Consider the following 18,089-nt stretch of genomic DNA (forward strand, 5'->3'; position numbering starts at 1 on the left):
GCCCCGGCAACCGCACATGGGTGGTTGCGCCCGGCCGCGCAAACCACTCTTCTCAGGTGACCCGGAGTCAGGCCGGCTTGGTGTACGTGTCGCTGCTGAAACCGGTGATGATGTAGCCGATCGGGTTGAGCAGGAACAGCAGGAAGAACGAGAACACGCCGCCGTGGCCGAACGCGCGGCCGTTGCGGAACGCGACGATGATCGCGAGCACGACATTGGCGACCGGGATGAACCACAGGATGCCGAGCCATGCCGAGTATCCGGCGATCTTGACGAGCACGAACAGGTTCACGAACGGGATGATCGACAGCCAGCCGGGGTAGCCGGCCTTCGTGAAGGTCTTCCAGAAGGCGATGATCGTGATCACCCAGTAGAGGAGGCCGACGACGATGTACCCGAACGTGGCCCCGGCGGAGACGCCCGTGCTGATGGGCTCGATGTCTTCGAAGAAAGTCATGGATCGAACATAGAGCCTGGGAAACAGCTGAGAGTGGAATCCGCCCAACGTGTCGCAGAACGTCAGACGATCGTCGGACCGCCTCGGGGGCATCCCGGGCTAGCATCGCGAACATGAGCCTCGATACGATCGATCCCGCTGCGGCGCCCTCGGGCGAGGGCTGTGCGGAGTGCGACGCGGACGGCGGGTGGTGGGTGCACCTGCGGCGCTGCGCCGAGTGCGGCCACATCGGATGCTGCGACACCTCGCCCTCCCAGCACGCGACGGGCCATTTCCACACCACGGGTCACCGCTACGTGCGCAGCTTCGAACCCGGCGAGGCGTGGTTCTGGGACTACGTCGCCCAGGACTACGTCGACGGTCCAGACCTGGCGCCGCCGGAGTCGCGGCCCGCGTCGTGGCCGTCGCCCGGCCCCGAGGGCCGGGTGCCCGAGGACTGGCGACAGCTGATCCACCGCTGACCCCGACCCCTGACGCGAGGAGCACGATGAACCAGCCCAACATCCTGGGGCTCGGGAAGCCTCAGCTGACCGACGCGCAATGGGAGTGCCTGAAGACCTTCGGCGAACCGCACGACGTCGCCGAAGGCGAGTACCTGTTCCGTGCCGGTGACCTCGACTACGACATGATCCTCGTCGAGACCGGTGAGGTGCAGATCGTCCGCGACGCGCTGGCCTGGTTCGAGGAGTCCGTCCTCGGCACGATGGGACCGCGCTCGTTCGTGGGCGAACTGGGGCTGCTCAACGGGCAGGGCGCGTTCCTCTCGGCGCGGGCGACGCAGGCGGGCCGCATGCTGCGTGTGAGCCGCGCGAGTCTGCGCGTGCTCATGGCGGAGGACGACGAGCTGTGCGACCTCGTGCTGCACGCGCTGTGGGCGCGGCGCGAGATGCTGCGCCGCGGACCGGCGGCCCTCACGCTCAAGCTCGTCGGCACGCGGGGGTCGCGAGACTTCCTGTCGCTGCGCCGCTTCGCGGAGCGGCTCGACCTCGTCCACACCGCGATGGAACTCGCACCGGGCGGCCTCGACGTGCTCGGCGACCACGACATCACGGCGGACGATCTGCCGGTCGCGTTCATCCAGGGTGAGCCGCTGCGTCGCGCCACACCCGGAATGGTCGCCGAGCGGCTCGGGCTCAGCTATCAGGCGCACGCCGACGAGGTCGTCGACCTCGTCGTCATCGGCGGGGGACCGGCCGGCCTCGCCGCGGCGATCTACGGCGCGTCCGAGGGCTTGAGCACGGTGCTGCTGGATGCCGTCGCACCGGGCGGTCAGGCGGCCGCGACGTCGCGCATCGAGAACTTCCTCGGGTTCCCGTTCGGCGTGAGCGGCGGCGACCTCATCGGGCAGGCGTCGCTGCAGGCGCTCAAGTTCGGGGTGCGGGTGTACGCGCCGTGCGAGGCGCGCGAGCTGCACGCGACGGGCGGTACCCTCGACATCACCCTCACCGACGGCCGGGTGATCCGCGCCCGCACCGCCATCGTGACCTCGGGTGCCGCGTACCGCACGCTCGAGCTGGAGCGCTGGAACGACTTCGAGGGCGCCGGCATCTTCTACGCGGCCACGCCGCTCGAACTGCGTCAGGTGTTCGAGTCGCCGGTGGTGGTCGTGGGCGGAGCGAACTCGGCGGGGCAGGCATCCCTCTTCCTGGCCGCGAACGGATGCCCCGTGCATCTCGTCGTGCGCGGCGACGACCTCGGCACCCGCATGTCGTCATACCTCGTCGACCGGCTCCTCGAAGAGCGGCGGGTCGAGGTGCACACGCAGTCCCGTGTCGTCGGACTCGATGGCGGTTCGACGCTCGAGCGCGTCCGGATCGACACCGTGGGCGATGTCGCCGCGCGCGGGCTGTTCTGCTTCATCGGCGCGGAGCCGGCGACGTCGTGGCTCGGTGAGCTGGATCGGGATGCCGACGGGTTCCTGCGCACCGGCACCGACGTCTCGGTGCAGTCGCTCGAGCGCTGGCAGGGTCTCGGACGCGAACCGCTGCCGTTCGAGACGTCGGTGCCGCGCATCTTCGCCGCCGGCGACGTGCGGCGCGGGTCGATGAAGCGGGTCGCCGCCGCGGTCGGCGAGGGGTCCAGCGCGGTCGCGTCGGTGCACCGCGCGCTCGCCGACCTGCGCTGACGATCACGCCCGCCCGCCGACGCGCGGACCTCAGACCGCGCCGGCCGCCGCGAGACGCCTGCGGACGGCGTCGAGCGGGATCGCGCGGGCGGAGTTGCCGTCGGCGTGCGTCTGCGTCGTCGCCATCAGGAGGGAGTTGACGAGCGCCTCCTCGACGGCATCCATCGTCGCGTGGAACAGCGGCGACAGCTCGGCATCGGCGGGCGGCATCCCCGATCCCACCGAGAACGCGATCGCGTAATCGCCGCTGCCCTGCGCGAAGTCCGAACCGACGCCGCGCAACGCGAAGACCGCCCGGCGGGCACAGCGGGCGAGCTGGCGCGCATCGACCGGCGCGTCGGTCGCGACGACGATCATGCACGAGTTGCCGACGGGTCCGGGCGGCGGCTCCGAGAGGAGCTCGTTCGCCGGCATCGGCACCCCGGCGATCGAGAGCGTGCCGCTGAAGTTCGACTGCACGAGGGCGCCGACCGTGAAGCTGTCGCCGCCGACGGGGACCACGCGGGACGAGGTGCCGATGCCGCCCTTGAACCCGAGCGCCACGGTTCCCGCGCCGGCGCCGACGCTGCCCTCGTCGACCCGCCCGCCGGCCGCGGAGCCCAGCGCCTGGGCGACCTCGGCGTCTCCGAGCGGGCGAGAACGGATGTCGGACAGGAAGCCGTCGTTCGTCTCGCCGACCACCGGGTTCAAGGTTGTGGTCCGCTCGTACCCCGGCTGTTCGAGCATGTGCCCCAGCAGCGCATCCGCGACGCGGAACACCGACAGGGTGCTCGTCAGCAGCACGGGCGTCTCCAGCGCGCCGAGCTCCTGCAGCTGGGTGGCGCCGACGAGCTTGCCGTAGCCGTTCCCGATGGCCAGTCCCGCGGGCAGCCAGCGTCGGTCGGCGCCGAGCGCGGTCGGGACGATGGCCGTCACCCCGGTGTGCAGCCGGTCGCTGTGGACGGTCGCGTGGCCGACGAGCACACCCGGCACGTCGGTGATCGCGTTGTTGCGACCGCGGGAGAACGCGCCGGGTCCGACGCCGAGGTCGGCCAGACGCGCGCGGGTCTCGTCCTTCGTCATGTGAGCCTCCGTGTTCAGTCCAGGCCGAAGGCCGGCTCGCCGCCGACCACGGTGGCGAGCGGCCGGATGCCGGCGATCTCGGCGGGATCGACGCGGAACGGGTCGCCGTCGAGCACGGCGAAGTCGGCGAGCATGCCGACGGCGAGACGACCCACGCGGTCGTCGAGCCCGGCGGCGTACGCGGGGCCCGCGGTGTACGCCAGGAGGGCCTCTTCGGTCCGCAGGGCGCGGACGCCGTGCTCCTGCCCCAGGGGCGAGGCCGTGGTGCTGCGGATGAGGGCATCGCGGATGCCACGCAACGGCGCCGACGGCTCGACGGGCGCATCGGAGCCGAAGGCGACGACCGCGCCCGCGTCGCGCAGCGCCGCCCACGCATAGCTGTCCAGATCCCGGCCGTGCAGCAGCCGCGACACGAGCGGGATGTCGCTCGCCCAGTGGGTGGGCTGCTGCGAGGCGATGACGCCGAGACGCGCGAAGCGTGCCACGTCGCCCGGAGCCAGGTGCTGTGCGTGCTCGACCCGCAGCCGCAGCCCGGCGCGGGCGGCGGCCGGCTGCGCGCGGGCGTAGGCGTCCAGCACGCGGGCGTTCGCCCGATCGCCGATCGCGTGGGTCGCCACGGCGATCCCCGCGGCGACGGCCCTTCCGACGAGCCGGTCGAGCTCATCAGGATCCAGCACCTCGATGCCGTGGTTGCCGGGCTCGCCGGCGAAGTCCTCGCCCATGTGGGCGGTGTGGGAGCCGAGTGCCCCATCAGAGAACAGCTTGACCGGTCCGTCCGTGAACCAGTCGTCACCGGCCCCGGTGCGTCGGCCTGCGGCGATCGCCTCGTCCAGGGCATCGGCCGGCGTGCCCTTGTGCACGCGGAGTCGCAGCCGGCCGGCATCCCGCAGCCGCCTGTACGCGGCGCGCGCGTCCTCACCGTCGAAGTCCGTGACGTGCGTGATGCCCTCCGACAGGAGGAGCCGCTGCGCACGGTCGAGCAGGGTGGTCAGATCGTGAGGCGACTCGGCCGCCGCCTGCGCGGCGACGGCGTCAGCCGCCGTCTCGCGGAGGAGTCCCGTCGGCTGCGCGGTGGCATCCCGCTCGATGCGTCCGCCGACCGGGTCGGGGGTGGAGGCGTCGATGCCGGCGCGGCGGAGCGCCTCGCCGTTCACCCAGACCGAGTGACCGTCGACGCTCGACAGGCAGACCGGACGATCCGGCGCCACGGTGTCGAGCGCAACGCGGGTGGGCGGGCCGTCCGGCCAGCCGTTCGCGTCCCAGCGCCCGCCGACGACCCAGCCGTCGCCGGGCAGCGAGCGCACATGCGCGCCGATGCGCGAGAGCGCCTCGGCGAGGCTGCGGGCGTCGCGCACGTCCAGCTCGTCGAGGCTGCGGGCCAGGCTCGCGGTGTGGATGTGCGCATCGTGGAAACCCGCGACCACCGCCTCGCCCGGCAGCTCGCGCACGACGGTGCCCGCCGGCGCGCGCTCGCCGACCGCATCCGCTCCGCCGATCGCCGCGATCACGCCGTCGACGACCAGCATCGCCTCGGCCGTGCCGCCCCGGCCGTCGAGCAGATGGATTCTCGGGTGTCGGAACAGGGTCGTCGCCATCAGCATCCCTCGGAGAGCAGCAGTGGGTGGTGGGCCGTCATGAGACAGGGGAGCCCTCGGGCGGCGCGACGCGATGATGGTCGGTCGCGCGCGCGGTCTCGCCTCGCGGCTTGACGCCGGTCGTGTCGGCGACCTGCGCCGAGAACTCCTGCACCAGCGGGGTCGCCAGGCCGATCATGTGCACGTCGCAAACGAGCGCGCCGCGCTCGCACGGGACCATCCAGCGCAACGCCGAGCGGTCCGCCGCCGAGACCACGCGCGCGGCGAAGGGGGCGGCATCCGCTCGCACGGGTCCCGTCTCGGCGAGCGCCTCCGCAAGCCGACGCTGCCGGACGTCGTCGGGCACGTCGCGCCGCACGTTCCGGGCGAGCAGATCGGATGCCGCCGACAGCGGCCGCCCGTCCGCCAGGAGCGCGTCGATCCGCTCGGCCGCCGCCCACGTGGCCGCCCAGGGGCGCACGACCGCGGCCGGCGCATCGGTGCGGGTGAGCACGGTCTGCAGGACGTCGGCGGCGACGGCGCCGGCCCCGTACGCGTCGGAGTTGCCGAAGACGACCACCCCGATCCCCGTCGTCGGATGCCAGCGCATGTGCGACGAGAACCCCGGCAGGCCGCCGGCGTGCATGACGACTCGGCCGAACCTGCGGTCGTGCTCCACGACGAGCCCGTACCCGTAGCCCGCGCCGTCGAGCTCCCCGGGCGACGAGCGCTCGCCGGTCGGGATCATCGTGCGGGCCGTCTGCATCTCGCGACGGGATGCGGCCGCCAGCACGGCGGCGCCGGCCGTCGTCTCGTCGAACGCGGAGCCGAGGAATCCCATCCACGCCGCGATGTCGTCGACGGTGCTGAACATGCTCCCGATGCACGCCAGGGCGCCGGATCCGACGTAGGGCTCGGGGCGGAAGCCGACACCGTCGTCGAACGTCCGGAACCCGGCCGCGAGGTCTGCGCCCTCGGCGTAGAGCCCGGCGTCGGCGCGGGTGTCGTGCAGGCCGAGCGGGTCGAGCAGACGCTCGCGGACGACGTCCTCGACGGCGCGCCCGGTGACGGTCTCGATCGCCCGGCCGAGGAACGAGATGCCGAGGTTGGAGTAGTGGTACTCGGCACCCGGCTGCGCCGCGAGGGGAAGCCCCGCCGCCACCAGCGCGCCGATCTCGGCGCGCGACGACCCGAGGTGCTCGTCGCCCCAGGCGTTGTCTTCGGCCAGGCCGCCGCGGTTCGACAGCAGCGCGTCGAGGGTGAGCGGCGCAGCGCCCCTTCCGAACCGCACCAGGTCGAGGCCGGGCACGTACTCGGCCGCGGGCGCGTGCAGGTCGAGCAGGCCCTCGTCGCGCAGCGACAGAGCCGCCGCCGCCAGGAAGCTCTTCGACATCGACGCGATCCGGAACACCGTGCCGCGCGTGGTGGGGGCGCCGTCGCGTCGCGGCTCGCCGTGGGCCGACAGTGCGACCACCCGGCCGCGCTCGACGACGGCGGCGACGGATGCCGGTGCCCGCCGCAGCGTCGTCGCGTCGAGCCGCTCCGCCAGCGCGTCGGCCGCAAGCGGGGCGAGTCCCTCCGTCCGGGTCTCGGTCGCCGGGGCGCTCATGCCTGCGGCGCCGCGGCGAAGGAGCGCACGTGCTCGGCGAAGGCTGCCACCAGACCCCTGGCCGAGCGGGTGTTCTGCTCGTCCACGCGCCGAGCCTCGGCCACCAGCTCGGCGACCGGGCGATCACCGGCGACGGGGGTCACGGGCTCCTCCCACCGCACCAGATCCTCGGCGCCCACCTCGGGGTGGAACTGCACGCCGTAGACGCGCTCGCCGAGGCGGAACGCCTGGTTCGCGACGGCCGCGCTCGACGCGAGCAGCACGGCCTCGGGCGGCAGCGCCGTGATCATGTCCTGGTGGTTCTCGATCATCGGGGCGCCGTCGCCGAGCGCGGTGATGAGCGGATCGGCGCGGCCGGCATCCGACGGCGTGATGAGCGTCGCCCCGCGTTCCTTCGGGCCGAACTTCGCCCGCACCTCGCCGCCGGCGACGTGGGCGAGCAGCTGGCCGCCGAGGCAGATGCCGAGCGTCGGCAGGTCCGCGTCGATCGCGGCCTGGGCCAGCGCCCGTTCCTGCGCCAGCCATGGTGCGCGGTCGTCGTCGTCCGGCATCAGGCCGCCGCCGAGCATGACCAGTCCCGCGTAGCCGTCGAGGTCGTGCGGAAGCCCCTGATCGCCCCGCACCTCGTCGATCGCGACGCCCTCGTCGGCCAGCCAGGCGCCCAGGCGGCGCGCGCCCGACGTCGGCGCGTTGACGACGACCAGCACGCGCGCCGACCCGGGTGCGCCGGCGGCAGCACGGGCATCGGCATCCACCGCGGGAACCACCGCCGCAGGCGCCGGCGGGGGCGCGGTGCCGGTCAGGAAGGCGAGGTGGTCCTGGTCGGAGGCTTCGAGCACGCGCAGCACATTGCCGTGCGCCAGCGCCTGCAGATCCGGCTCGGACCAGCCGCGGCCGCGGAGCTCGTCGAGCAGGTCCTGATAGCGCGACACGTCTTCGAGTCCCGTGGGCATCGCATCGGTGCCGTCGTAGTCGGCACCCAGCCCGACGGCGTGCACGCCGGCGACCTCCCGCACGTGGTCGATGTGATCGGCCAGGTCCGCGATTCCGACGGGCGGCGCCTCGCCATGCTCGCCGGCCTGGACCCACGCATGCCGCGCCGGCGACAGGAACGACGGCACGAAGGCGACCATGACGACACCGCCCTGCGCGCCGATCGTGCGCAGCACGTCGTCGGGGACGTTGCGCGGGTGCGCGCACAGCGCGAAGGCCGCGGAGTGGCTCACCACGACCGGTCGCGTGCTCACCTCGAGGGCATCCCGCATCGTCTGGGGTGAGACGTGCGCGAGATCCACCAGCACGCCGATCCGGTTCAGCTCGCGCACCACGTCGCGCCCGAACGCCGTCAGTCCGCCATGGCGGGCGTCGTCGGTCGCCGAATCGGCCCAGTCGATCGTGCGGGACCACGTCAGCGTGAGGTACCGCGCCCCGAGGCGCGCGTACTGGCGCAGGACGGCGAGCGACCCGTCGATCTGCGCACCCCCCTCGACGCCGATCAGCGAGGCGATAAGGCCCTCCTGCATGCAGGCGCGCACGTCCTCGGCCGTGCGGGCGAGGCGCAGCCGGTCGGGATAGGCGGCCACGAACCGGTGGACGAAGTCGATCTGCTCGAGCGTGGCCGTCACCTGCTCCGCGCCCTCGAGCACCGGGTCGACCCACACCGACCAGAACTGGCCGCCCACGCCGCCCGCTTGCAGGCGCGGAAGATCGGTGTGCAGGCCGGGGACCACGGCGTCGAGCCCGTCGGTCGTGTAGCCGAAGCCTTCGCGGCGTGCCCAGGGGAGGTCGTTGTGGCCGTCGACGACGGGGATCATGGTGCTACGCCTTCCGTGCGTCGAGTGCGTCGTTGATGCGGTCGCTCATCGCGGCGTCCACCGTGAGCGGCCGCCCGTCCAGTGACCGCACGGGCGCGGCGCCGCGGGTGCTCGAGCATAGCCAGACGGCGTCCGCGCGGCGAAGCTCGCCGACCTCGATGCGACGGGTGGCCACCGGCTCGCCCCAGCCCTCCAGCGCGGCGAACGCATCGGCCTGGGTCGTTCCGGGAAGCAGCCCCAGGTCCGTCGGCGGCGTGACGTAGACCCCGTCGATGCGTGCGACGACGGTGGAGTTGGGACCCTCCAGGACGAAGCCGTCGATGCTCGTGAAGATGACGTCCTGCGCGCCGCGGCGGCGGGCCTCGCGCAGGGCGGCCATGTTGACCGCGTACGACAGGGTCTTCGCCCCCTGCAGGAGCCAGGGCGACGTCTGAGCGACGTCGTGGCGGTAGCCCCGATCCAGCAGCACGACGTCGATCTCGGGTGCGCGGGCCGCGGGCCGGCTGTCGGGCGCGAATCCGAGCGCCCACCCCGTCGGCGCAGCCGGGTCGGCCTCGTCACCGCGCGACATCACGAACTTCACCGCGCCACGGGGAGTGTGCTCGTGCAGCGCCTGGGCGGCCGCCTGGACCGCGGCGAGCCACAGCTCCCGGCGGGGCGCCGGGAGGTCGAGCATCGCGGCGGATCGCTCGAAACGATCCAGGTGGGGTGCGATCGCCTGGGGCACGCCGTCGACCACGACGACGGTCTCGAAGATGCCGTCGCCGCGCGTCGCGGCCAGGTCGGTCGCGGTCAGCAGTCCGTCCGTCGGCTCGATGCGGGTCAGACAGTCCGCGGGATCCGCGTGGGAGCCGAGGTCGAGGCGATGCAGGGTGAGGGGGAGCACGGGGTCCTTTCGGGTCAGACGGCCGCGGTCGTGGTGTCGAGCGTTCGCGAAGCGTTCTGGCGCACCCAGTCGACGTCGACCTCGTGGCCGATGCCGGCGGCGGTGGGGACAGGGACGACCCCTTCGTGCGCGAGGACCGGCGGCACCACGACATCGCGCGCGTAGTACTTGTCGGAACCGGAGACGTCCGAGGGCAGTGTGAAGTTCGGCAGCGACGACAGCGCGACGTTCGCCGCTCTCCCCACCCCGAACTCGTGCATCCCCCCGCACCACACCGGCACCCCCGCGTCACGGGCGACATCGTGCGCGCGGCGGGCGACAGAGAGGCCGCCCATCCGCGAGACCTTGATGTTCAGCACCCGACCTGCGTCGAGCGCGAGCATGGTCTGCAGGTCCGCGATGTCGACGACCGATTCGTCCAGGCAGATCGGCGTCGACAGCATCGCCTGCAGCCGCGCGTGCGCGACGAAGTCGCGGGGCGCGTACGGCTGCTCGATCATCGTGAGGCCGTGGGCGTCCAGCGCCCGCATGACCGCCGACGTCTCGGCGGTGTCGGCGTACGCGCCGTTGGCGTCGACGTGCAGATCCAGGTCCGGGTAGGCCGACCGCACGGCCCGCACCGGCTCGACGTCCCAGCCCGGAGCGATCTTGAGCTTGACGCGGGCGTACCCGGCCTCCACCTGCCGGGCCACCTGTGCGAGCAGCTGTTCGAGGGTGGGCTCGATGCCGAGCGACACCCCCGCGACCACCTCGGTGCGCGTGCCGCCGAGGGCGCCGGCGAGCGGGACGCCGGCGGATCGCGCGTGGAGGTCCCACGCGGCGAGCGAGAAGCCCGCCTTGGCGAACTCGTGGCCGCGGATGCGGCGCCAGGCGTCCTCGAGCTGTTCGGGAGCGTCCCACGACGGCCCGATCACGGCGGGGACCAGATAGCGTTCGGCGATCGTCCAGGCCGTGGTCGTCGTCTCGGGACCGTAGAACGGATCGGCGGGCGAGGCGATCTCACCCCAGCCCACGCGTCCGTCGGCGTCCGTGACCTCGACCAGCACGTGGGTGAGGCCCGTCTTGCGATGGGAGCTCGTCTCGAAGCTGTGGACGAGGGGCAGGTTCACCTCGAAGAGGCGCACCCTGTCGATTCTCACGCGTGGCGCTCCTTGTCGGGCTCGGGTCGGTAGAGGTGGAGGGCCGCCGCCAGCTCGTCGCGCACGGTGAGCCGGCGCCGCGCGCCCTTGGCGCTGGCGGTGGTCAGCGTGCTGAGCAGATGGCAGGCGGCGGCGACGGCGGTGGGGGAGTCGGCGTACGACGCCGAGCGGGTGTGGACGTGGATCACCGTCGTCGCGATGTCGGTGAGCGGGGCGTCCGCGCTGTCGGTGATGAGCACGAGCTGGCCACCGGCCTCGTGGAAGAGCTCGCCGAAGCGCACGGTCTCTTCGCGGTAGCGGCGCATGGTGAACGCCACCAGCACGTCGGACGCGCGCACGTCGGTGAGGACTGTCAGCGGGGTCAGCGCCCGGCCGTCGACGAGGAACACGTTCGACAGCGTCGCCCCGAGGTCGGCGCCGAGCAGCTCCGCGTACGCCGCGGCCTTGCCGCGACCGGTGATGTAGCGGCGGCGCGCGCCGAGGATCAGAGCGGCCGCCCGCGGCACGTCACCGCTGCGGCCGAGCTCCTCGAAGGTGCGCGCCAGGGCGCGCGTCTCGGCTTCGATGACGCGGGCCTGCAGCGCCTCGGCCGAGATGTTCGTGCGGAACCGGTCGCCGTAGCGTTCGCCGGGCGATGCCAGCGAACGATCCCGCTCGCCCTCTTCGAAGTCGTCGGTCGTCATCGCGCTTCCTCCCCCTCGGTGCGTCCGACCGCCAGGTAGGCGGCCGTCGATGTGTCGATCCTCGTGCACGCCACGAGCACGCGCCCCTGGTTTTCGAACTCCGTGAGCGCATCGCGCAGGCGAAGGCGGAGCGGATCGCGCGCGGTCTGCTCCTCGTCGGCGAGGGATGCGGTCTGCGCAGGGAGGGCGAGCCACTGGGCATCCTGCCTCGCGCCGTTCGCCCGGGTCACCGTCGTCCGGATCACGCGGCCCCAGTCATCCCGTCCCAGCGCGGGCGGCTGCGCGCGCCGCAGGTCGCCGTAAGGGTCGTGGTCGCGCTGGAGCGCCCACTCGACCACCACGCGGTCGGTGCCGGGCCGGCCGTAGTAGTCCGGGACGAATCCCACGCCCTCGCCGCCCAGTGTCGTGAAGTTGAAGTGGGCGTTGCGCGCCAGCATCGGGTCGAACGTCCATCGCATCGTCCGGTGGCCCCAGCCCAGGGCGACCGTGCGCTGGTGCTCCTTGGTGAGCCTGCCTACGCCGGCGTCCTGGTACGCCGTGTCGACCACCGCCGCCTGGGAGTAGTGGAACTCGCCGCCGTCCCGGTCGCGTCCGGCGAATCCGTAGGCGAACCCGATGAGGTCGTCCTCGTCCGTGTACACGCCGACGGCGGATCCGCCGTTGCGGGCCAGCGCACTGAGAAGGTTCGGGTTGAGGGAGTACTCCGCCCGGTCGTAGCCGAACACGCGTGTGTACAGATCCGCGGCGGCGCGGAACTGCTCACCCGTGGTGAGCGTTTCGGCCCGGAGTGACGAGGTCGACGCGGGGGGCATGATACGAATCCTATGTTTACGTGCGCGGGGGACGATTACCGAAAATAACGCACGATATCGGCGGTATCAAGGACGAGATATGATTCGGAAGACAGGGGGAGAGAAGATGACACCCAAGCAGAGCGGCGCGCGCGGCGAGCTGTTGGACCGCCTCGGGAGGCTCGTGCGCATCGAGTCCCCGTCTCGTGACGCCGACGCCAGCGAGCGGATGGCCTCGCAGCTCTCGGAGTGGTGGCAGGGCGCCGGGGCGACCGTGTCGCTCGAGACCACGGATGCCGGCATCAGCCTCGTCGCAGACCTCGAGGGCGAGGGTGACCCGCTGCTCCTCGTCGGGCACTCCGACACCGTCTGGCCGCGCGGGACGCTCGAGGGCGACGTGCGGTGGTCGGTGGACGGTGACATCGTGCGCGGTCCGGGCGTCTACGACATGAAGAGCGGCCTGCTCGTGATGCTGGCGGCAGCGGAACGGCTGCGCGATCGCCCGCGCCGGAGCGTGAGGGTGGTGGTCGTCTGCGATGAAGAGATCGGGTCGCCCACGACGCAGGCGCTGCTGCGGCGCTGCGCCGAGGGGGTGTCGGGCGTCATCGGCTTCGAGTCGCCGCATCCCGACGGAGCACTCAAGGTCGGGCGTCGCGGCAGCACGCGGCTGCGGATCGAGGTGCAGGGTCGCGCCTCGCACGCCGCGCTCGACCCGGGCAGCGGCATCGCGGCCGTCGACGAGCTCGTCGACCAGCTGCTTCGCGTGCGTCAGATCGTCGCAGATCCGGCCCTGCCCTCGGAGGTGCTCTGCAACGTCGGCACGATCGCCGGCGGCGGCCGCGCCAACGTCGTGCCGGCGCAGGCGCACGCCGAGATCGGGCTGCGATTCGTGGATGCCGTCACCGAGCGCCGCGTGCTGGCCGCGCTTGCCGCCCTCGCACCCGTGCGCTCCGGCGCCGTGGTCGAGACCCGCATCCTCAGCAGCCGTCCGGCCTGGCGCGCGTCCGACGAGGATCGCGCGTTCGTCGCGCAGATCGCCGCCGCCGGGCGCGCCCTCGGCCAGGAGGTCGACGCGCGGCCCGCCAGCGGCGCGGGCGACACCAACCTGCTCGGAAGCCTCGGACTGCCGACGGTGGACGGGTTCGGACCGCGCGGCGGCGGGGCCCATGCGGTCACCGAGCACGCCTCGCTCGCCTCGCTCGCCGAGCGCATCGACCTGCTGGAGGCGCTGCTCGCCGACGTGCCGTGACCTCGCAGCGGTGCCGCGCGGCCTGAGCGCGCGGCGGGTGATCACCACGCCGCCGCCGGGCCGGCAGGGGGCAGTGCGCGTCCGCTCGGCGTGATCAGGTACACCGTGCGCCGGCTGTGGGACCACGCCGTGTCGAACGCGTCCCGCGGATAGGTCCGCAGGCCTGCCTCGCCGCCGGGGTTCGCCGGATCGGCGACCAGGACGTCGCCCCGCGCATCGAACCCGCGGATCACGAGCAGGTGCCCGGCCGTCGCGTAGTCGGCGCCGGGCAGTTCTCCCTCGCGGAACGAGATCGAGGCGATGAGGGGGATGCCGGACCGTGTGAGGGCGTGCGCCTCTCGCAGTGACGGCAGACGCGTGACGACGGCATCCAGCCCCCACTCGCCGGCGACGGCGACGTTGAACGACCAGTTGCCGGTGCCGTCGTACGACGAGTCGTAGACGGCGCGGGCCACGCCCGGCACGCGCGGATCGGCGCCGTCGGGGGTGTCCTCGGGCGTGGCGGGCAAGCCCTCGACGCCCCACGCGGAGGCCACCATGGTGAGAGAGGTCGGCGAGCACCATCCGGGGCCGCCGCCGCCCAGGTCGTCGCGCGCGGGATAGGCGCGCTGCGAGAGAGGCGGCACCGTCAGCGCGTGCGGCGCCCCCGGCGCGCCCGACTCCCGTGTGACCGACGCGCCCGGTGCGGTGAAGCTCACCGCGGCGAGTCGCAGGGGAGGAGTGGATGCCGCCGGCCGATCGTGCAGCGTGACGCGGAGCTGGACGGCATCCCACCGATCCGAGGGTGCGGCACGCAGGATGTCGGTGTCGATCACCGGGACGTCGCCGCCGGGAGCGGCGACCGAGTGCTCCGGTGCGCTGCGACGGTCGCCGGCCGCGCCCCAGTGCGCGAGGGCCTGCCAGGGATGCCACCCCGTCCTCTCGTCGCGCGCACGGATCTCGACGTCGGCGCCGGCGCCCGGCTCGAGGTTCCATGACGCGACGACCTCGTCGGGGTGGATGCCGGCGGGGAAATGCGGTGCCAGTTCGCCCGAGGTCCACCTCCGGTCGTCCCATCCGGCGCTCGTGTCGGCGCGGACCAGCCGGGTGTGCCAGGCCGCGTCGGCCGGGGGCGGGGCGGCGGTGGTGTCGGAATGCACGAATTCTCCGTTCGGACGCGATGATCCGCTACGGATCATCCCTTAGCAGACGCACGGTCGTCAAGGCTGACAGGTGAGCAGAATGCGCACTTCTGGTGCGGATTGCGCGGGGTCGAGCGGGCAAAACCCGCGAAATTCCGGAGCGATCTGCACACGACGATTCGTTCTGTTCGCGCCGAGCCTACGCCGCAGGTCCGCGGCGGCGAGTTACGGTCTCATGAAGATCGGGTACAAATACGTTGACCGAGGGTGCGACATGATGTTGCATTGCTGCATCCCTTGACGTCCGGATTTCCGGACCTCCCCCGATGGAAGGACTCACATGCGATCCCGGCACCGCAAACATCTGATCCGCGCGATGTCACTCGTCGCGGCCGCTGCGCTCATCGTGGCCCCGGCGGCCGCGGCGAACGCGTCCGCGCCCACTCGCGTCCACAGTGCGGACCCGTCCGATTCTCCCTCGTCCGGCGACGATGCCAAGACGATGCGGATCGCGACGTCCGGATTCGTCGACACGTTCAACCCGTTCGTCTCGATCTACCTCCTGCCGACGAACCTCATCCGCTACATGTACGAGAACCTCGTCCAGAACAGCGACGTCGACGGATCGCCCACCAAGGGCCTCGCCGACCACTGGGACGTCACCGACGGCGGCAAGACGTGGACCTTCACCCTGCAGGACGACCTCGAGTGGTCCGACGGAGAGCCGATCACCTCCGCCGACGTGAAGTACACGTTCGACCAGATGATGCAGGTGCCGGAGCTGAGCGTCGCCAACGGCAGCCTCGTCACCAACTTCGACACCGTCGAGGCGCCCGACGACAAGACGGTCGTCATCACCCTCAAGGAGGCGCAGGCGCCGAACCCGGCCATCGAGATCCCGATCGTCCCCGAGCACATCTGGTCCGAGATCTCGAACCCCGCCGAGTACGCCAACGACAAGGACGTCGTGGGCTCCGGCCCGTTCCTGCTGGAGAGCTACAAGGCCAACCAGTTCATCACCCTGAAGGCCAACCCCACCTTCTGGGACGGCGCACCGGGGATCGACAAGATCCAGTACGTCTACTACACGAACTCCGACGCACAGGTGCAGGCCCTGCGGTCGGGCGACGTCGACTTCGTGTCGGGGCTCACCCCGACGCAGTACGACGCGCTCAAGGATGTCGAAGGCATCACCGTCCACTCCGGCATCGGCCGTCGCTACTCGTCGTTCAGCATCAACAGCGGCCTGAAGACGGTCGACGGGCGCCCGTTCGGCACCGGCAACCCCGCTCTGCAGGACGTCGAGGTGCGTCAGGCGATCCGTCTGGGCACCGACACCAAGACGCTGCTCGACAAGGTGCTCGGCGGCCTGGGCGACCCGGGCACGAGCTTCATCCCCGCCTCGTACCCGCAGTGGACGCTGCCCACGGACGACCCCGCGGTCAAGGAGCTCGCGTACGACCCCGAGAAGGCCAAGGAGAAGCTCGACGCCGACGGCTGGACCGTCGGTGAGGACGGCATCCGCGTCAAGGACGGTCAGAAGCTCTCGGTGCGGCTGACGATCGACGCCTCCGACCCGACCGAACTGTCGATCTCGCAGTACTTCCAGCCGTGGATGAAGGAGATCGGCATCGACGTGCAGGTCGTCTCGACCGACTCCGACACGATCAGCGCGGCGTCCGTCTCGGGCGACTACGACATCTACCTGAGCGGCTGGAGCATCGGCCCCGACCCGGACTACCAGCTGGGCATCAATACGTGCGCGGCCCTTCCGACCGAGACGGACGGCACGGGGGCGACCAACCAGGACGGCTGGTGCAACGCCGAGTTCGACAAGATGTACCAGGAGCAGCGCACCGAGCTCGACCCCGCCGCCCGCGAGAAGATCGTGCACGACATGCTCGCGCTCAACTTCACCGACACGGCGCAGATCACGTACTGGTTCGCGAACGGCCTGGAGGCCTACCGCTCCGACCGCTTCACCGGCTTCCGCATGATGCCGGCCGACGGCGGCATCATCGCCAACCAGTCCGGGTACTGGGGCTTCAAGGACGTCGCGCCGGTGTCGGCCGAGGACGGAACGGCGCCGGCATCCGACGGCCCGAACGTCGGCCTCATCGTCACCGGTGTCGTGATCGCGCTGATCGTGATCGGCGGCGTGATCTACTTCGTCGTCCGGCGGCGCAAGAGCACTGACGTAGAGTGATCCCTTCGGTGGCCGCGGCGATTCGCCGCGGCCACCGATGCACGGGATGCCTCCCCCCTCCCGCCCCATGACCAGCGAAGAAGCGCATGAGTAGTACAGTTCCCCCCACCGAGGCGGTGATCCTCGAAGAGCAGGGCGAAGCCTCCGTCCGCAGCAGTCCGGCGGTGAGGTTCGCACTCACCAAGATCGGCGGAGCCCTGATCAGCCTCGCGATGGTGATCCTCCTCGGGTTCTTCGCCTTCAAGATCCTCCCGGGCGACCCCGTCGCGAAGATCGCGCGCGAGCACCCGATGTCGCCCGAGCAGATCGCGCAGCTGCGCGCGCAGCTCGGCCTGGACAAGCCGCTCTGGCAGCAGTTCGGCGACTACCTCGTCAACGTGTTCACCCTCAACTTCGGCGAGAGCTACGTCTACAAGCAGAGCGTCGCCTCGCTGATCGGCGACTACTTCTGGAACACGATCCTGCTCACCGGGACGTCTGCGGTCATCGCGATCGCACTCGGACTGTGGCTCGGGCAGAAGGCCGGATGGCGGCCGGGGTCGCGCTTCGATCAGCTCACGACCGGGACGTCGCTCGTGCTCTGGTCGGTGCCGACGTTCTGGCTCGCCCTCATCCTGCTCATGGTCTTCGGCGGAACTCTGCACTGGTTCCCCACCGGAGGCATGGTCTCGCCGAACCCGCCCGACGACGCCCTGGGCAAGGTGCTCGACGTCATCTCGCACATGGTGCTGCCCGTCATCACCATGGTCGCCGTCGTCTACGCGCAGTACGTCATGGTGATGCGCGCGTCGGTGATGGAGGAGAAGAGCGCGGACTACCTCGTCACCGCCCGCGCGAAGGGCCTGAAGGACGACGACCTGCGCACCCGCCACGCGGTCCCCAACGCGCTGCTGCCCACCGTGACCCTGGTGTTCCTGCACATCGGCGGACTCGTGGCCGGTGCGGTGACCGTCGAGACCGTCTTCTCGTGGCCGGGCCTGGGCAAGCTCACGTACCAGGCCATCCAGGGTCCCGACCTGCCCCTGCTGCAGGGCACCTTCGTGGTCTTCTCCGCGATCATCATCTTCACGAACCTCGTCGCGGACTTCGTGTACCGCCGGCTCGACCCGAGAGTGAGGCGCGGATGACCGCCTACGTCGAAACCGCCGCGCGGTCGCCGCGCAGCATGGCCTGGGCGCGCCGCCGCCGTGCGTTCGGGGCCTTCTGCCGGGAGTTCTCGCGCAGCCGCTCGGGCATGATCGGCCTCGGGTTCCTCGTCGTGATCATCGCACTGGGGGTGCTCGCCCCCGTGCTCGCCCCGGCGTGGATGCTGGACGTCACGAAGCTCCTCGACCAGCCCCGCTTCGCCCCGCCGTCGCTCGAGCATCCGCTGG

At 71.7% G+C, this 18,089-nt stretch carries 15 protein-coding genes and 1 pseudogene; 6 read left to right on the forward strand and 10 right to left on the reverse strand.

Annotation, left to right across the window (positions count from 1 at the left end; all coding sequences use genetic code 11):
- Positions 1 to 67: 67 nt before the first annotated feature.
- Positions 68 to 457, reverse strand: a complete 390-nt coding sequence (locus ACTHNQ_RS17030; RefSeq protein WP_440335142.1) for a DUF5684 domain-containing protein — start codon at positions 455 to 457, stop codon at positions 68 to 70.
- Between the two features lie 113 nt (positions 458 to 570).
- Here ACTHNQ_RS17030 and ACTHNQ_RS17035 point away from each other — a divergent pair, with 113 nt between their 5' ends.
- Together ACTHNQ_RS17035 and ACTHNQ_RS17040 are read left to right on the forward strand one after the other, a co-directional pair.
- Complete coding sequence (locus ACTHNQ_RS17035; RefSeq protein ID WP_440335143.1) at positions 571 to 918, forward strand: UBP-type zinc finger domain-containing protein; 348 nt, start codon at positions 571 to 573, stop codon at positions 916 to 918.
- Positions 919 to 944: 26 nt separating this feature from the next.
- Positions 945 to 2,582, forward strand: a complete 1,638-nt coding sequence (locus tag ACTHNQ_RS17040) for an FAD-dependent oxidoreductase (protein WP_440335144.1) — start codon at positions 945 to 947, stop codon at positions 2,580 to 2,582.
- Between the two features lie 30 nt (positions 2,583 to 2,612).
- On the opposite strand, the gene ACTHNQ_RS17045 is transcribed toward ACTHNQ_RS17040, so the two are convergent.
- Genes ACTHNQ_RS17045 through ACTHNQ_RS17080 form a run of 8 tightly spaced genes read right to left on the reverse strand, consistent with a single transcriptional unit; the run spans position 2,613 to position 12,161 of the window.
- Positions 2,613 to 3,644, reverse strand: a complete 1,032-nt coding sequence (locus tag ACTHNQ_RS17045) for a P1 family peptidase (protein WP_440335145.1) — start codon at positions 3,642 to 3,644, stop codon at positions 2,613 to 2,615.
- 14 nt (positions 3,645 to 3,658) lie between these two features.
- Positions 3,659 to 5,239, reverse strand: coding sequence for an amidohydrolase (locus ACTHNQ_RS17050; protein WP_440335146.1), 1,581 nt, complete (start codon positions 5,237 to 5,239; stop codon positions 3,659 to 3,661).
- Between the two features lie 37 nt (positions 5,240 to 5,276).
- Positions 5,277 to 6,827, reverse strand: a complete 1,551-nt coding sequence (locus tag ACTHNQ_RS17055) for a serine hydrolase domain-containing protein (protein WP_440335147.1) — start codon at positions 6,825 to 6,827, stop codon at positions 5,277 to 5,279.
- The gene (locus ACTHNQ_RS17060) at positions 6,824 to 8,641 is read right to left on the reverse strand and encodes a membrane dipeptidase (RefSeq protein WP_440335148.1); all 1,818 of its coding nucleotides are present in this window, start codon (positions 8,639 to 8,641) and stop codon (positions 6,824 to 6,826) included. The genes ACTHNQ_RS17055 and ACTHNQ_RS17060 overlap by 4 nt, the downstream gene beginning before the upstream one ends.
- A gap of 4 nt (positions 8,642 to 8,645) precedes the next feature.
- Positions 8,646 to 9,527 (reverse strand): aminodeoxychorismate lyase, encoded by an 882-nt coding sequence (locus ACTHNQ_RS17065; RefSeq protein WP_440335149.1) that lies wholly within the window; start codon positions 9,525 to 9,527, stop codon positions 8,646 to 8,648.
- Between the two features lie 14 nt (positions 9,528 to 9,541).
- Entirely contained in the window at positions 9,542 to 10,666 is a 1,125-nt protein-coding gene (gene menC, locus ACTHNQ_RS17070) for an o-succinylbenzoate synthase (protein WP_440335150.1), read from the reverse strand.
- Positions 10,663 to 11,349, reverse strand: coding sequence for a MurR/RpiR family transcriptional regulator (locus tag ACTHNQ_RS17075; protein ID WP_440335151.1), 687 nt, complete (start codon positions 11,347 to 11,349; stop codon positions 10,663 to 10,665). The genes menC and ACTHNQ_RS17075 overlap by 4 nt, the downstream gene beginning before the upstream one ends.
- Positions 11,346 to 12,161 (reverse strand): hypothetical protein, encoded by an 816-nt coding sequence (locus tag ACTHNQ_RS17080; RefSeq protein ID WP_440335152.1) that lies wholly within the window; start codon positions 12,159 to 12,161, stop codon positions 11,346 to 11,348. The genes ACTHNQ_RS17075 and ACTHNQ_RS17080 overlap by 4 nt, the downstream gene beginning before the upstream one ends.
- Positions 12,162 to 12,267: 106 nt before the next feature.
- Between ACTHNQ_RS17080 and ACTHNQ_RS17085 the strand changes: the two genes are divergently transcribed.
- Positions 12,268 to 13,389: a M20/M25/M40 family metallo-hydrolase gene (locus tag ACTHNQ_RS17085; RefSeq protein WP_440335153.1), complete on the forward strand. Its 1,122-nt coding sequence runs from the start codon at positions 12,268 to 12,270 to the stop codon at positions 13,387 to 13,389.
- Between the two features lie 41 nt (positions 13,390 to 13,430).
- Here ACTHNQ_RS17085 and ACTHNQ_RS17090 read toward each other — a convergent pair whose 3' ends face one another.
- A complete protein-coding gene (locus tag ACTHNQ_RS17090) occupies positions 13,431 to 14,528 on the reverse strand; it encodes a peptidase C39 family protein (protein WP_440335154.1) in 1,098 nt (365 codons plus the stop codon).
- Between the two features lie 358 nt (positions 14,529 to 14,886).
- On the opposite strand from ACTHNQ_RS17090, the gene ACTHNQ_RS17095 reads away from it, so the two are divergent.
- The 3 genes and pseudogenes from ACTHNQ_RS17095 to ACTHNQ_RS17105 all read left to right on the forward strand — a co-directional run.
- Entirely contained in the window at positions 14,887 to 16,716 is a 1,830-nt protein-coding gene (locus ACTHNQ_RS17095; RefSeq protein WP_440335155.1) for an ABC transporter substrate-binding protein, read from the forward strand.
- An 86-nt stretch (positions 16,717 to 16,802) separates the two neighbouring features.
- The gene (locus ACTHNQ_RS17100) at positions 16,803 to 17,843 is read left to right on the forward strand and encodes an ABC transporter permease (RefSeq protein WP_440335156.1); all 1,041 of its coding nucleotides are present in this window, start codon (positions 16,803 to 16,805) and stop codon (positions 17,841 to 17,843) included.
- Positions 17,840 to 18,089 (forward strand): annotated as a pseudogene (locus ACTHNQ_RS17105) (ABC transporter permease); the annotation flags it as partial. The gene ACTHNQ_RS17100 and the pseudogene ACTHNQ_RS17105, both read left to right, overlap by 4 nt.

It is taken from the genome of Microbacterium sp. (genome assembly GCF_051953575.1).
GTDB lineage: Bacteria > Actinomycetota > Actinomycetes > Actinomycetales > Microbacteriaceae > Microbacterium.

Coding starts and splice junctions, on each gene's coding strand:
- ACTHNQ_RS17095 (WP_440335155.1), top strand. CDS start 14,887: ATGTCACTCGTCGCGGCCGCTGCGCTCATCGTGGCCCCGGCGGCCGCG.
- ACTHNQ_RS17060 (WP_440335148.1), bottom strand. CDS start 8,641: ATGATCCCCGTCGTCGACGGCCACAACGACCTCCCCTGGGCACGCCGC.
- ACTHNQ_RS17050 (WP_440335146.1), bottom strand. CDS start 5,239: ATGGCGACGACCCTGTTCCGACACCCGAGAATCCATCTGCTCGACGGC.
- ACTHNQ_RS17030 (WP_440335142.1), bottom strand. CDS start 457: ATGACTTTCTTCGAAGACATCGAGCCCATCAGCACGGGCGTCTCCGCC.
- ACTHNQ_RS17075 (WP_440335151.1), bottom strand. CDS start 11,349: ATGACGACCGACGACTTCGAAGAGGGCGAGCGGGATCGTTCGCTGGCA.
- ACTHNQ_RS17040 (WP_440335144.1), top strand. CDS start 945: ATGAACCAGCCCAACATCCTGGGGCTCGGGAAGCCTCAGCTGACCGAC.
- ACTHNQ_RS17085 (WP_440335153.1), top strand. CDS start 12,268: ATGACACCCAAGCAGAGCGGCGCGCGCGGCGAGCTGTTGGACCGCCTC.
- ACTHNQ_RS17055 (WP_440335147.1), bottom strand. CDS start 6,827: ATGAGCGCCCCGGCGACCGAGACCCGGACGGAGGGACTCGCCCCGCTT.
- ACTHNQ_RS17045 (WP_440335145.1), bottom strand. CDS start 3,644: ATGACGAAGGACGAGACCCGCGCGCGTCTGGCCGACCTCGGCGTCGGA.
- ACTHNQ_RS17080 (WP_440335152.1), bottom strand. CDS start 12,161: ATGCCCCCCGCGTCGACCTCGTCACTCCGGGCCGAAACGCTCACCACG.
- ACTHNQ_RS17035 (WP_440335143.1), top strand. CDS start 571: ATGAGCCTCGATACGATCGATCCCGCTGCGGCGCCCTCGGGCGAGGGC.
- ACTHNQ_RS17100 (WP_440335156.1), top strand. CDS start 16,803: ATGAGTAGTACAGTTCCCCCCACCGAGGCGGTGATCCTCGAAGAGCAG.